Consider the following 13,681-nt stretch of genomic DNA (forward strand, 5'->3'; position numbering starts at 1 on the left):
CCCATACATTAAAAGTGTATTGCTCTACCAGCTGAGCTACCGAGTCGGCCACTTATTATAACAAGTTTTCATTTAAGTAATGTCCCTTGTTTTAAGTGGTGCAAAGATATGACTTTTTTCTTTATCTCAAAACTTTTTCGCAAATTTGTTTAAAAAAAATTCATGGTAATTTCATTGATCGGATACATGGGAAGTGGCAAATCACACATTTCCAAAATATTAAGCGAAAAAATCGGTTTTAAACTGATCGATCTCGATAAAGAGATTTCCAGACGAAATAAATTAACCATCCCTGAGATTTTTGAAAAAAAGGGAGAGATTTACTTTAGAAAGCTGGAAAGGGAGGCTCTGGAAGAGATATTGGCTTCTGAAGAAAATGTGGTTTTAAGCCTTGGCGGAGGAACTCCTGTGTACTATAATAATATGGAGATCATTAACCACAATTCTAAGAGTGTTTTTTTAAGAACAGGTGTAGGAACACTGGCAGAAAGGCTTTCAAAACAGAAAGAAAAAAGACCGCTGATAGCCAATATATCTGATGAAGACCTGCCGGAATTTATTGCCAAACACTTATTTGAAAGAAATCAGTTTTACAGTAAGGCACAGTTCACAGTAGGAACTGACTCCCGGGAGCCAGAAGATATTGTTAACGAAATAATAGAAAAGCTCTATCTCTAGAGCTTTTTTACTTTTATATTAATCTTCGTTTTCGTCTTCACTGTCTGTCTCTCCAAAGAAATCATCCCAGTCTGTAAAATCTGAGTCGATATCATTTCCTACATATTCATCCATTTCTCTTCTGTCTTTTTTGGTAGGTCTTCCCTCACCTTTATTTCTATAGTAATCCTGTGACATCTTACGAAGTTTCAGCAATTCGTATTGTTCTTTATCCGTCACATCCTGGATATGAAGCGGTACCAGCTTGGCTCCTATCCTGCTCTTTGGAATTTGAATTACCTTTATTTTATAATCAATCTGATTTTTACGGATTTTAATTGTATCTCCTTCCTTTACCTCTTTAGATGACTTTACGGCAGACGTTCCTATAGAAACTCTGTTCTTTTTAATCTCCTCTGCTGCAATACTTCTCGTCTTATAAAAACGAATGCTCCATAAAAATTTATCTATTCTCATATTTTTTTATACTTTTGCCGTTATATTATTTGTAAAGTAATTAAAGTTTTTTGAAATGAAAAAAATATTTTTATATATCCTTGCAGGATCTTTGTGTTTTTCTGCTTGTAAGAAAGATGATGATGTATCAACGTATGTAGAGCCGGAAGATGTTGCTACACAAAACACATATGATGATCAGGCCATTAAAAAATTTATGGATGAGAATTATCTGGACGCGCAAGGTAATATAAAAGCTTTCAGTTCTACAGATACTTCGGATGATACTGAAAAGAAGCTGTCTGAACTGAGTCCTGTAACACTACCTTCAGGAACGATCTATATTGTCAGAAGCGGAGCTCAGCCTACACCGGCTGATTCTGCAAAAACCATTAAGGATGATGATATTATCAAAATTATGGGAAGAGCATACTCTTACCTGGCCGTTAATTCTGACGGAAACACTTCATTTACGTCAAAAACTGCATTTTTAAATACCATTGACGGAACAGGTGTTCCTGTTATTGACCCGATGTATTATTATGTAAAGAAATCAATACTAGAGGCTGGAACAACTGATGCAGCAAAACAACCTGGTTATTATCAAATATCAGGTTTCAGAGAAGCTTTACAGAAATTTAAAGCATTTAATAACCTTACCAGTGAGACACCTTATAACTTACAGGGGGTCATTATTGTTCCTTCCAGAGCTGCTTTTGCAAGAAACCCTCATTATCCGTATTTAAACATGTCTTACAGAAACAGATCTTTTGTATTCAACTTTCAGATTTATGGAAGAGCAGACAGACCTAGCGGAGAAAAACAGTAACAATACTATATAATAACAATAAATAAAATAGCCCCAAAATGATGATTTTGGGGCTATTTTATTTATATCAATGCAAATTACGATCTCGCTTTCTGTTTTACATTTCCTAAAATATCCGGGAAATAAAGGTCTGCAAGATGGTCAAACTCATCTCCCCTCATGAACATGGTGGCATCTACTTCTTCATAAGAACTTCTTCCCGCAGCAGCAATAAGTTCATTGCAGGTGTGAAGGGTATTTTTATGGAAATGATATACTCTTTCTGCCTTATCCGTTACATCAAGTCCTTTAATAAGCATTTTATCCTGTGTTGCTACTCCTGTAGGGCAGTTGTTTGAGTTACATCTCAACGCCTGGATACATCCTAAAGAGAACATAAACCCTCTGGCATTGTTACACATATCCGCCCCCATTGCAATGGCCCTCAGGATATCAAGACTGGTAAGAACCTTACCGCTGGCGATCACTCTTAATTTACTTCTTACATTATAGTTGTTAAGCGTCCTGTTCACAAATATTAAAGCTGGCTCCAATGGCATTCCTACCCCGTCAGAAAACTCCGGTGGTGCTGCTCCAGTTCCTCCTTCTGCTCCATCTATAGTAATAAAGTCCGGATAGATCTTCAAAACGTTCATTTGCACACAGATATCTTCAAATTCTTTGGTATCACCGATACAAAGTTTAAAACCGACCGGCTTTCCTCCTGAAAGATCTCTCAGCTGCTGTACAAACCTCAACAGTCCTGCAGCATCAGAGAAAGCGGTATGTGATGGTGGAGAAATAACGGTCATTCCTGGTGTTACGTGACGAATTGCTGCAATTTCCGGAGTATTTTTCACTCCTGGAAGCACTCCTCCATGGCCTGGTTTTGCACCCTGTGACAATTTGATCTCAATCATTTTCACATTAGGAAGGGTTGCATATTTGGTGAATAATTCAGGATTGAATTTTCCTTCATCATCACGGCACCCGAAATATCCGGTTCCGATCTGCCAGCATAAATCTCCTCCTTCCAGATGATAAGGCGAAATCCCTCCTTCTCCTGTATTATGATAAAAGTTTCCTTTTTTAGCCCCTCTGTTCAGAGATATCTGCGCTCTGTCACTCAATGCCCCGAAACTCATTGCTGAGATATTGAATAAGGAAGCGTGGTAAGGCTGTGTACACTGCTCACCGCCAACCCATACTCTGGGAAGTTCTTCTGATGGTGACTTTGCGTAAATAGAATGCTTGATTCCTTCATATTTTCTGTGGTTGACTTCCAGCTGTGTCCCGAAAGCTACCGTATCACTTAAATTTTTTGCACGTCTGTATACTGCAGAACGCTGGTTTCTTGGAAACGGTTTCCCGTCTGTTTCCCTTTCAATAAAATATTGCTGCATTTCGGGTGAAATGCTCTCGAAAAAATACCTGAAATATCCCAATACAGGAAAGTTCCTTAAAATAGCATGTTTCGATTGGTAAGCATTGTAAACACCCAATGCATAAATTGCGGATAACAGCGTCGGTATCCAGTAATGCGCTCTGATCAGTATTGCTATAATCCATGTAGCAACTACTAATACAATTCCCCAAGATAAAAACTTATCTCTCATGAATGTAGTATTTAAAGTTTAAAAATAAATTTAGTAGAATTTTTGCAAAGAGCCTATGCTTTTGCTAAAAAATTTTGGTAGGAAGATTGCACAGAAACCGTGCCATCTGACAGGATTTTTTCTAAATTCAGAAATTCGATTTGATTTACGGATGCAGGATCAAAGTCTTTCTGGACTCTCACATAGTTTTCTGTGAAGCCAAACATTTTCCCGTCTTTATTTTCGTGCTCCCAAAGAACAGGAAGCGTTTTTCCAAGTTGTGTCTGATAAAATGCCATTTTCTTCTTTTCAGAAAGAATTCTCAGCATTTTATTACGTTTTTTTCTTTCCGCTACAGGAACTACTCCGTCCATTGTTGCAGCTTCCGTATTTTCTCTTTCAGAATAGGTAAATACATGAAGATAGGTAATAGGAAGCTCATTCAGGAAATTATAGGTTTCCATAAATCTTTCCTCTGTTTCTCCCGGAAATCCTACAATAACATCTACACCAATAGCCGCATCAGGCATAACCTCGCGGATCTTGTTCACTCTGTCATTGTAAAGTCTGGTCAGGTAACGGCGTTTCATTTTTTTCAAAAGATCATCACTTCCGGATTGTAACGGGATATGAAAATGCGGAACAAAGCTTCTGCTTTTAGAAACCAGTTCAATACTCTCATCTTTTAAAAGATTGGGTTCAATAGAAGATATACGGATTCTTTCTATCCCTTCTACTTTATCCAGCTCTGAAATAAGATCAAGAAACGTATGTTCATGTCTTTTATTTCCAAACTCACCTTTACCGTAGTCACCGATATTTACTCCTGTAAGAACAATTTCTTTGATGTCTTTAGCAGCAATTTCCTTAGCATTTCTGAGAACATTTTCAATGGTATCCGAGCGTGAAATTCCTCTTGCTAACGGAATGGTACAGTAGGTACATTTGTAATCACAGCCATCCTGCACTTTGAGGAAAGCTCTGGTTCTGTCACCAATAGAATAGCTTCCGATAAAAAAGTCTGTTTCTTCAATTTCACATGAGTGTACTATACCTTCGTTCTCAGATTTCTCCAAATCATCAAGGTAACTCAGAATATTGAATTTTTCTTTTGCTCCCAGAACGAGATCAACGCCTTCAATCTGTGAAATTTCTTCAGGTTTCAGCTGTGCATAACATCCGACAATTACTACCAGCCCTTCCGGATTGGCTTTCATTGCTCTTTTTACGTGAAGTTTACATTCACGGTCAGCATTTTCTGTTACGGAACATGTATTGATAACGTACACATTCGCTTTTTCATCAAAACTTACCTTCTCATAACCTGCATCTGTTAATTGACGGGCAATAGTAGATGTTTCTGCAAAGTTCAATTTGCAGCCCAGTGTATGAAACGCGGCAGTTCTGTGAAAAGTAGACATTTGTTACTCCTGAATTTTATGGGTGCAAAGATAGTAATTTTAATAAGAATGCAAGATTGATTCAATCTATTGTTTATATTCGTCCCTCACTTCAGGACTGTTTTGAAAGCAGACAGGTGATGAATTGTTTTCCTGATCTGAACTTGAAAACCTGGTTTTCATTTCTGTATTAAACTGTCGGGAACGGTTTCTGGCAATAGAAAGTGTATTCCAGTCTTCATTTTTTATCATTTTGGCGATATAAACGATCTGGCCGATATGGTACGGATAATGAGCCAACTGACGAAAAACTGCATCCATCACGGAATGCCCCTCTCCTCTGATATATATTGTTGAATAAAGATTCTCATCATTTATTTTGTTAAGAGCATTAAAAAAACAGGTCCAGCCTTTTTCCCAATACTCAAGAACTTCTGCTTTAGTTGTAAAAGAGTTGACAAACTCGTCATCACGGTTACGATAAGATTTTTCTCCGTCTTCAGTAAGGAAATTGGTCCATCTTGAAAGCATATTTCCGGCAATATGCTTCACTATTACAGCAATAGAATTACTTTCTTCATTATACTGCAAGAATATCTGCCCGTCTGTGAGCTGATCAAAGGTTTTATCCCCAAGTGATTTATAGTATTCAAAACGTTTTATGAACAGGTCTTTCATGCTTTCTATTTTGCTGCCTAAATTAAAAACTTTAAAAATAAAACCACTTCAAAATGAAGTGGTTTTTTCTATCTGTTTTATTATTATTCTCTGTTTTTCACCAGAACCCAGCCTGTATATTTAATGGCTGTATTCTTTTTATCATTTTCATTCCATGTGATAGAATACCAGTAGGTTCCTGTAGGCACTCTTCTTCCGCCCTGGGTACCATCCCATTTATAACCATTTGATCTGTCTGCCTGGAAGATCTTATTTCCATACCGGTCAAAAACATTCATGATCAGATTTTGTTTGTTAGCCAGTGCAGAATAATCAATCACATCATTTATTCCGTCTGCATTAGGGGTAATTACATTGATCAGATTAGGCACAACGATGCCGATTTCTATCGGATCACAGTCATAGGCATCCTTTACATATACTTTGTGGTCTCCTCTTGAAAGGTTATTGAAAACATTGGAATCCTGCCAAGTGATATTATCTATGGAATATTTATAAGCCGGAGTTCCTCCGATTACGGATACTGTGATAGTATTATTCAAAATATCAATACCGGAAACAACCGGCTGCTCGGAAGGAAGCACTTTTACAGTCTGTGTCGTAATACATTCTCCTGTTTTAAGTTTCACCCAATAAACTCCTATCCCTGCTTTGATGGTTTGAGTTGTAGCTCCTGTGCTCCACTCATAACTTTTGAATCCAGGTCCTGCATCCAGCGTTGTCTGATCTTCGGCACAAATCGTCACATCTTTAAGTTTATCAGAATATACCGGTGGAATAACGACCAAAGTAATTCTGGCGATTGTATAACATCCCTGGGCATTCGAAACCCTTACATATACAAATCCATTAGGCGCAATATAATTATTGGCATTCAGGATCTCATTAGTTTGATTAAGAGCATCTGTCAATGAAGGATAATATTTTTTTGTCGGGTTGGTTTGTCCTGTTACTGAAGCATTGACAAGGTTGAAAGAAGCTGTGGATGGACTGGATTCGATGAAGCATGATCTTAAGGTTGCTTCATTTACTACCACAACCGGATAAAACTTCAGGGTAATCTGTGCTACAGCGCTACAACCGAATTCGGATATCACCTTCACATAGATAACGCCTTCTGCAGAAACAAATGCCATTGGATTGGTAATCTCATTAGTACCGGCATTAAGATCTGCCATCGTATGATAATACTTTTTGGTGACATTCGGGTTTGCGATAACGTCGGCTGTAGTCAGATCAAATAAAGCTGTACCTGCATTATTGTTGTTACACTCTGTCAATGTTACATTTTTAACTGTTATAGCTCCATTTTTGAATTTAAATGTTCCTACCTGCTTACACTTATTAAGCGGATTGGAAGCATTTGTAGGATCGGTATAACTGATACTGTAATAATAAACAGTGGTTGTATTGACAGTGATAGGGGTTGTAATCGGGTTATTCCCTGTTAAGGCATCATTCTGGCTCACATGGTAACTTACCCCAAAGTTTTGATTCCCGTTAAGAATTCCTGAGGATAATGTAGAAAAATCAAATAAAGCTGTAGGAGAACATATTACCACTTCTCTCGGATCAGCAGGATTGGCTGCCGGAATTCCGGGAGGATTAAATGGCTGAGTCTGGATACTTGGATCTGTGAACGGTGAAGCCAGTGTTGCAGTTCCGCCCCATGTTAAAGAAAACGGAGCCGTGGTAGAACTGGTGCTGCTTACCCAGTTATCAATAAACAAATAATAAGTCTGTCCCGGCAAAACATCAAGATACTTGCAATAAGGGGTCAGTGAACCTCCTGCTGCACTTAAAAGTGTACTTGTCATATTCAGGCCTGTAGCAGGACCAGGCCCGATAACCGTTGCAGCATTACAACGTATTGGCGAACCTAAACTTCCACAGGTTACATTAGGACCAAAAATTGCCCAGTCATAATCGGCATCAGGGTTGTTCGGGACGAGGTCGAAAGTAAGTGTTCCTCCTGTAGCAATGGTGATTTTATACCATATTGAGTTGTGCTCTCCGGTAAAGTCTATACAGCTTCCCGAGTTGACCAATTCTTTTATATTACCATATCCTGTGGGACTGTAAGTGATATTTGAGTTTCCGCAAACGGAAAGTGCAGTAGCACAATCGGCCTGGGCATAAAAAGTATGAGAGAGGCATAGAAGTATGAAAAGTAAAATTTTTCTCATAGATTATATGTTTATGGTTATATTAGTTATACATCACATTGATAGTCAATGCACACCAAATATACCTATATTTTAATTACAAACAATAAAATCTCAATAATTTTAAACTATTACAAATTAAAAAATGAAATAATTTAAAATTATTTATATTATTTTCAATTAAAACACAAAATAACTAAACATATAAAAACACTCACTTTATTTGATACTTGTAATATTTCCACAAAGATTTTCAAGGTGGAATATTTTATGGAAAGGGCTTTTCACTTCCTTCAGATGTTCTTTATCCTGAATGAAAGTATATCGCGAAGCAATGGAATTCATGTCTGAAACAATAACCAGCCAGCATTCATCCACAGAAGTGTCATAGTAAGGAAATTTTTCGTTCTTTTTTTCAATGAGTTCCAGAATCTTTTCCGAACAGAGCTCATCAAACAGGTTCATGCTGTACTCATGGGTGATAAAAACATTCCTGCGATGGAAAGATTTTCTCAGACTTTTTACGCAGCCTACGGGTTTATTTTTTTTAATGCTTTTGTAAATACTGATAATGTTTTCCTGCTGTACTTCCAGATTATCAAATTTAGTTGCCGGATGGAATTCTAAAAAATAAACACCACGATATTTCGTAGTGTCTTCATGTTCTAATAATATTTCTGCCTGACGGAACATTTTATTCAAAGTGCTTTCCACTTTTTTCATTTCCAGATGGTTGATAACTTCAGTAAGTTCTATTCCGATTTTTTTGTCGTTTAATTTTACGATAAAGTCCGGGCTCTCGCAGGTAAGGTTTTCAAATTTCACTTCGGGGAAGTGATGCATGAAAGAGTTGAGAAGAAGAATCTCAGATTTCTTTCTGTATTTTTCACGGTCATGCAGCGGAGATTCGTCTATGGTACGATGATACTTCTCTATAGGCTTTTTTTTCAAATGCCTGTTCAGGTAATATAAACTCAGATTCTTGATCAGATCTTCATCAGAAAATGTCTTTTTCATGTGTGATTTTTTTTATTTAATTAAAGAACACATGCAGCCATTGGCTTTCATCATTAAAAGTTTTTGATAATCAAAAATTTACACTCTTAAAGATAAGTAAAAAAACAATTCAATACTTAGTTTTTAAATTAATTTATCTATTAATTAATGTAAAGTTTATTTTCATTATTTATACCTTTGCTTTTTTAAACACAAACCTACATTTTATGGATTTTAGGAATTTCAGAATACCCTACAATATCAATCCTCAATATTCCAAAAAAACTGTTTATTTCTCAATGGAGTTTGCTCTTGAGCAGGTACTCAAGATATATTCGGGAGGACTTGGCTTTCTGGCAGGATCTCACATGAGAAGCGCTTACAATCTTAAGCAGGATCTTATAGGCATCGGGATCTTATGGAAGTTCGGTTATTATGACCAGGCAAGAAATCACGATCAGACCTTACAGCCGATATGGACAAGAAAAATGTACAGCTTTCTTGAAGACACCGGAATTAAATTCCAAATCGAAATCCACAGTGCTCCGGTTTGGGTGAAAGTATGGTACCTTGACCCTGAAATTTTCAATACGGCACCCATGTTTTTCCTTTCTACAGATGTTCCGGAAAATGATCATGTTTCTAAAACAATCTGTCACAAATTATATGATGCCAATGAATCCACAAAACTTGCCCAATATATTTTATTAGGAAAAGGAGGTGCCAAGTTACTGGATGAAATGAATATTGAAAGAGAGGTTTATCACCTTAATGAAGCTCACGGACTGCCTGCAGCTTTTTATCTTTTAAGAAAATATAACGGAGATCTGAATAAAGTTAAGGAAAAACTCGTTTTCACCACCCATACTCCGGAAGAAGCAGGTAATGAAAAGCATAGCTTCAGATTATGTTATGATATGTCTTATTTTTCAGGATATAGCATGGAAGAAGTGAAAAAGATTGAAGGATCTGATGATGACCGTTTCAATCATTCTCTCTGTGCATTAAGAATTGCAAGAATGGCCAATGGGGTTTCCCGGCTTCATGGTGTAGTATCCAGAGCAATGTGGAATAAATATCCAGGAATCTGCGAAATTACCTCTATTACAAATGCCCAGGAGTTTAAATACTGGTCCGATAAACCTTTATACAATGCAAAAGATGAAAATGATGCAACTGCTTTTGACTTCCGTAAAAAATATTTAAAGAAAAAGCTGTTCAGCATTGTCGCAGATCAGACAGGGAATTTATTCAATCCTAATGTCTTTACCATTGTATGGGCGAGAAGATTTGCCGGTTATAAAAGAGCAGAGCTTCTTTTACATGATAAAGAAAGATTCTACAGACTCCTGAATAACCCAAAATATCCCGTACAGATCATCTGGGCAGGAAAGCCTTATCCAATGGACTACTCTGCGATTTCTACATTCAATACGCTGGTTGAAGAAAGTAAAAATCATAAAAATATGGCTGTTCTTACGGGCTATGAACTTTCTTTAAGCAAATCTCTGAAACAGGGTTCTGATGTGTGGCTTAATAATCCAAGAGTTCCAAGGGAAGCTTCAGGGACTTCGGGAATGACGGCTGCAATGAACGGTTCCGTTAATTTATCCACAGATGACGGCTGGATCCCGGAATTTGCAAAACATGGAGAAAACTCTTTTGTAGTTCCCAAAGCAGATTATCTGAATATGAGTATTTATGAGCAGGACAATTATGATCTAAACAAATTATATGAAATCCTGGAGAACGAAATACTTCCCACCTATTATGACCGACCTGACGAATGGAGAAAAATCCAGCATAATGCAATGAATGATGTGAAAGATCATTTCAACAGCGACAGGATGGCGGATGAATATTACAAAGTACTTTATACTGAAGTGAAATAGCCATCTGCTATTTAGCTTATCATAAAAATGCCCGGAAAAATTTCCGGGCATTTTTATCAGGTTTATTTACTTTTTTTCTTTGAAGGCACTTTAAGGCCTTTTTCCCTCGCTTCAGAAATACCGATGGCTACGGCTTGTTTTCTGCTTGTCACTTTCTTTCCGGAAGAAGATTTCAGTTTTCCTTCCTTGAATTCGTGCATAACTTTTCCTACTTTGTCCTGAGCTTTTTCTGAATATTTAGTCTTGCTCATGATAAGATTTTTTAAGATTTTGGCAGGGATACCCCTAATTCATAAACACAGGCATGTTTCAAATATTTTGAACGCTCTCTCGATGTTACCGACTCAAAATGATCATTCTTGATCACAATGATCGGGTCTTCCGCATTTTCAATTTCAAAATTAGCTAAATACCTTTCATCCGGCGGAGACTGCTGTTGTTTTGCTTTAATTTTCTGCAGTTCATCCGCATATTTTCTGAATCCCGGGTCTGAGGAATGGATAAATTTATATTCATCGCCTGCATACACATAGTAATGAAGTTTTTTCTCTATCAAACCCGCTTCATCATTGATTTCGGGATTATCATTCCCGTCTCTGAATACGACTTCCACCAATGTTCCTCCTTTTTTACGGGCGCATTCTTCAGCGTCTTTAAAACTGGAAAAACCTGTATAAACGATCTGATCATTCATTACATAACGGTTCAGTTTCTGGTTGTATGCATTCGTTTCCATAATTATTATTTGATTTGATTATAGTTAATGATATTCAATTTTTTTGCCAAAAAGCTTATTTGAAAAGCTTTTTTACACATTTAATAAAATTATTATCTTTGAAATCCATTAATGTTAGAAATGAAAAAACTACTCTTAACTCTTACTGTGGCGGCAGTATTTCAAAATGTATCAGCGCAGGAAATCACTTTAGATAAAATTTATTCAGGATATTACCATGGAAAGGGGATTGCAGGAATCACTTCCATGAAAAACGGGGAAAACTATCTTGTTATTGAACCTTCAGGAATTGCCAAATATTCTTACAAAACTTCACAAAAAGAAGGGAATCTTGTAGATGGAAAGTTTGAAAGCTATATTTTTTCTGATGATGAATCTAAAATCCTTTTACAGCTGGGAAGCCAGCCTATTTACAGGCATTCTTTCCTTGGGAAATTTGATGTTAAAGATTTAAAATCCGGGAAAGTAATCAGCCTGAATGAAGGAAAACCGGTTCAGGAACCTACATTCTCTCCTGATGCAACGAAAGTAGCCTTTATTTCTGACAATAATCTGTTCTATCAGGATCTTGGTTCAGGAAAAATCACACAGATTACTACCGATGGTAAAAAGAATTCAATCCTGAATGGTCTGACAGACTGGGTGTATGAAGAAGAATTCGGGCACGCAAGACAATACGAGTGGACCAAGAATTCTGATGCGATCGTATTTGTAAAGTCTGATGAAAGCCAGGTTCCGGAAATCTATATCCCGATCTACGGAAAAACCCTTTATCCGACTGAAATGCGTTATAAATATCCGAAAGCAGGCGAGAAAAACTCTGTAGTTTCCGCACAGCTGTACCGCCTTGACAACGGAAAAACAATGCAGCTGAACTTAGGTTCTTTCAAAAACTATTATATCCCGAATGTCTTCCAGACCGCAAAACCGGATGAAATCGTTTTAATTACTTCCGAAAGAATCCAGAATGCTTCAGACATTTTAAAAGTAAATACCAAAACAGGAGCCGTTCAGAAGTTGTTTACTGAGACGGACGAAAAATGGATCGAAACAGACAGCCCTACTCTGGAATTCCTTGAAGACGATTCATTCCTCTGGGCTTCTGAAAGAGACGGAAACCGCCACCTTTACTGGTATGACAAAGACGGCAAGCTTAAAAAGCAGATCACAAAAGGAAACTGGGAAGTAACCGATTATTATGGATTTAATCCAAAATCTAAAGAAATTTACGTTCAGACAACCGAGAAAGGAAGCATTAACAAAGTAATTTCCAAAGTAAATATCGAAAACGGAAAAACCCAGCTGATCTCCAATGCGGAAGGAAACAATTCTGCCAATTTCAGTAAAAACTATAATTATTTCATTGAAACCTCTTCCACTGCCTCAAGACCTTATACTTATGTTTTAAAGGATGGTAATGGTAAAACAGTGAAAGAACTTCAGAACAACAACGAACAGTTACAGAAGTTAAAAGCTGATAATTTTGTTGAAAAAGAATTCATCACGATTCCCAATGCTGTTGGTGATCAGATGAATGCCTGGATCATGAAGCCTAAGAACTTTGATCCGAATAAAAAGTATCCTTTATTTATGTTCCAGTATTCCGGACCGGGATCTCAACAGGTGGCGAACTCATGGGATAACGGAAATGCAATGTGGTTCAATCACCTTGTACAAAAAGGATATATTGTAGCCTGTGTTGACGGTCGTGGAACGGGTTATAAAGGAGCAAAATATAAGAAAGTAACCTATATGAACTTAGGAAAATATGAGATTGAAGATCAGATCACTGCAGCAAAGTGGTTTGGAAACCAATCTTATATTGATAAAAGCAGAATCGGAATGTTCGGATGGAGCTTCGGTGGATATATGACCAGCCTCGCAATGACTAAAGGAGCTGATGTTTTCAAAGTGGGAATTGCTGTAGCACCGGTAACCAACTGGAGATATTATGACTCAGTATACACAGAAAGGTTTATGAGAACGCCTCAGGAAAATCCTGATGGATATGATAAAAACTCTCCTACAGAATATGCCAATCTGTTGAAAGGAAAATTCCTGTTAATCCATGGAACGGCCGATGACAACGTTCACTTCCAGAACTCTATGGAATTCTCTGAAGCTTTGATTCAAAATAAAAAACAGTTTGATTTCATGGCTTATCCTGATAAAAACCACGGAATCTATGGCGGACAGACAAGACCACAGCTGTATCAGAAAATGACGGATTTCATTTTGAATAACTTATAAGAATCATATTTGTATCTCAATAAAAGACCTTTCAGAAATTCTGAAAGG

Annotated in this window: 12 protein-coding genes; 4 read left to right on the forward strand and 8 right to left on the reverse strand. The window is 37.2% G+C overall.

Annotated features, from left to right (window positions below):
• Window positions 1-162: 162 nt before the first annotated feature.
• Entirely contained in the window at window positions 163-678 is a 516-nt protein-coding gene (locus ACE3RB_RS05530) for a shikimate kinase (protein WP_374463334.1), read from the forward strand.
• An 18-nt stretch (window positions 679-696) separates the two neighbouring features.
• Here the strand turns inward: ACE3RB_RS05530 and ACE3RB_RS05535 are convergent, their stop codons facing one another.
• Window positions 697-1,134, reverse strand: coding sequence for an RNA-binding S4 domain-containing protein (locus tag ACE3RB_RS05535; RefSeq protein WP_374463335.1), 438 nt, complete (start codon window positions 1,132-1,134; stop codon window positions 697-699).
• Between the two features lie 55 nt (window positions 1,135-1,189).
• On the opposite strand from ACE3RB_RS05535, the gene ACE3RB_RS05540 reads away from it, so the two are divergent.
• The gene (locus ACE3RB_RS05540) at window positions 1,190-1,942 is read left to right on the forward strand and encodes a hypothetical protein (RefSeq protein ID WP_374463336.1); all 753 of its coding nucleotides are present in this window, start codon (window positions 1,190-1,192) and stop codon (window positions 1,940-1,942) included.
• A gap of 77 nt (window positions 1,943-2,019) precedes the next feature.
• On the opposite strand, the gene ACE3RB_RS05545 is transcribed toward ACE3RB_RS05540, so the two are convergent.
• The 5 genes from ACE3RB_RS05545 to ACE3RB_RS05565 form a co-directional block, all read right to left on the reverse strand.
• Window positions 2,020-3,537, reverse strand: a complete 1,518-nt coding sequence (locus tag ACE3RB_RS05545; protein WP_232722284.1) for an FMN-binding glutamate synthase family protein — start codon at window positions 3,535-3,537, stop codon at window positions 2,020-2,022.
• A 53-nt stretch (window positions 3,538-3,590) separates the two neighbouring features.
• Window positions 3,591-4,937 carry a tRNA (N(6)-L-threonylcarbamoyladenosine(37)-C(2))-methylthiotransferase MtaB gene (gene mtaB / locus ACE3RB_RS05550; RefSeq protein ID WP_374463337.1) on the reverse strand — a complete coding sequence of 449 codons (1,347 nt, stop codon included), beginning with the start codon at window positions 4,935-4,937 and terminating at the stop codon, window positions 3,591-3,593.
• A gap of 66 nt (window positions 4,938-5,003) precedes the next feature.
• The gene (locus tag ACE3RB_RS05555) at window positions 5,004-5,594 is read right to left on the reverse strand and encodes a DUF1572 domain-containing protein (protein WP_374463338.1); all 591 of its coding nucleotides are present in this window, start codon (window positions 5,592-5,594) and stop codon (window positions 5,004-5,006) included.
• An 83-nt stretch (window positions 5,595-5,677) separates the two neighbouring features.
• Entirely contained in the window at window positions 5,678-7,780 is a 2,103-nt protein-coding gene (locus tag ACE3RB_RS05560) for a T9SS type B sorting domain-containing protein (RefSeq protein ID WP_374463339.1), read from the reverse strand.
• 198 nt (window positions 7,781-7,978) lie between these two features.
• On the reverse strand, window positions 7,979-8,776 hold the full coding sequence (locus ACE3RB_RS05565; RefSeq protein WP_374463340.1) for a hypothetical protein: 798 nt from the start codon (window positions 8,774-8,776) through the stop codon (window positions 7,979-7,981).
• A gap of 206 nt (window positions 8,777-8,982) precedes the next feature.
• On the opposite strand from ACE3RB_RS05565, the gene glgP reads away from it, so the two are divergent.
• Window positions 8,983-10,647 carry an alpha-glucan family phosphorylase gene (gene glgP, locus ACE3RB_RS05570; RefSeq protein WP_374463341.1) on the forward strand — a complete coding sequence of 555 codons (1,665 nt, stop codon included), beginning with the start codon at window positions 8,983-8,985 and terminating at the stop codon, window positions 10,645-10,647.
• 62 nt (window positions 10,648-10,709) lie between these two features.
• On the opposite strand, the gene ACE3RB_RS05575 is transcribed toward glgP, so the two are convergent.
• Window positions 10,710-10,898, reverse strand: a complete 189-nt coding sequence (locus ACE3RB_RS05575; RefSeq protein ID WP_002984739.1) for a DUF6496 domain-containing protein — start codon at window positions 10,896-10,898, stop codon at window positions 10,710-10,712.
• Window positions 10,899-10,909: 11 nt separating this feature from the next.
• Entirely contained in the window at window positions 10,910-11,383 is a 474-nt protein-coding gene (locus tag ACE3RB_RS05580; RefSeq protein ID WP_374463342.1) for a hypothetical protein, read from the reverse strand.
• 120 nt (window positions 11,384-11,503) lie between these two features.
• Here ACE3RB_RS05580 and ACE3RB_RS05585 point away from each other — a divergent pair, with 120 nt between their 5' ends.
• Entirely contained in the window at window positions 11,504-13,633 is a 2,130-nt protein-coding gene (locus ACE3RB_RS05585; protein ID WP_374463343.1) for a S9 family peptidase, read from the forward strand.
• The last annotated feature ends 48 nt before the right edge of the window (window positions 13,634-13,681 follow it).

This window comes from Chryseobacterium sp. (genome assembly GCF_041914225.1).
Taxonomy (GTDB): domain Bacteria; phylum Bacteroidota; class Bacteroidia; order Flavobacteriales; family Weeksellaceae; genus Chryseobacterium.

What these genes read in the sequence shown, in the direction of transcription:
- ACE3RB_RS05530 (WP_374463334.1), top strand. Translation starts at nt 163, where the DNA reads ATGGTAATTTCATTGATCGGATACATGGGAAGTGGCAAATCACACATT.
- ACE3RB_RS05535 (WP_374463335.1), bottom strand. Translation starts at nt 1,134, where the DNA reads ATGAGAATAGATAAATTTTTATGGAGCATTCGTTTTTATAAGACGAGA.
- ACE3RB_RS05540 (WP_374463336.1), top strand. Translation starts at nt 1,190, where the DNA reads ATGAAAAAAATATTTTTATATATCCTTGCAGGATCTTTGTGTTTTTCT.
- ACE3RB_RS05545 (WP_232722284.1), bottom strand. Translation starts at nt 3,537, where the DNA reads ATGAGAGATAAGTTTTTATCTTGGGGAATTGTATTAGTAGTTGCTACA.
- mtaB (WP_374463337.1), bottom strand. Translation starts at nt 4,937, where the DNA reads ATGTCTACTTTTCACAGAACTGCCGCGTTTCATACACTGGGCTGCAAA.
- ACE3RB_RS05555 (WP_374463338.1), bottom strand. Translation starts at nt 5,594, where the DNA reads ATGAAAGACCTGTTCATAAAACGTTTTGAATACTATAAATCACTTGGG.
- ACE3RB_RS05560 (WP_374463339.1), bottom strand. Translation starts at nt 7,780, where the DNA reads ATGAGAAAAATTTTACTTTTCATACTTCTATGCCTCTCTCATACTTTT.
- ACE3RB_RS05565 (WP_374463340.1), bottom strand. Translation starts at nt 8,776, where the DNA reads ATGAAAAAGACATTTTCTGATGAAGATCTGATCAAGAATCTGAGTTTA.
- glgP (WP_374463341.1), top strand. Translation starts at nt 8,983, where the DNA reads ATGGATTTTAGGAATTTCAGAATACCCTACAATATCAATCCTCAATAT.
- ACE3RB_RS05575 (WP_002984739.1), bottom strand. Translation starts at nt 10,898, where the DNA reads ATGAGCAAGACTAAATATTCAGAAAAAGCTCAGGACAAAGTAGGAAAA.
- ACE3RB_RS05580 (WP_374463342.1), bottom strand. Translation starts at nt 11,383, where the DNA reads ATGGAAACGAATGCATACAACCAGAAACTGAACCGTTATGTAATGAAT.
- ACE3RB_RS05585 (WP_374463343.1), top strand. Translation starts at nt 11,504, where the DNA reads ATGAAAAAACTACTCTTAACTCTTACTGTGGCGGCAGTATTTCAAAAT.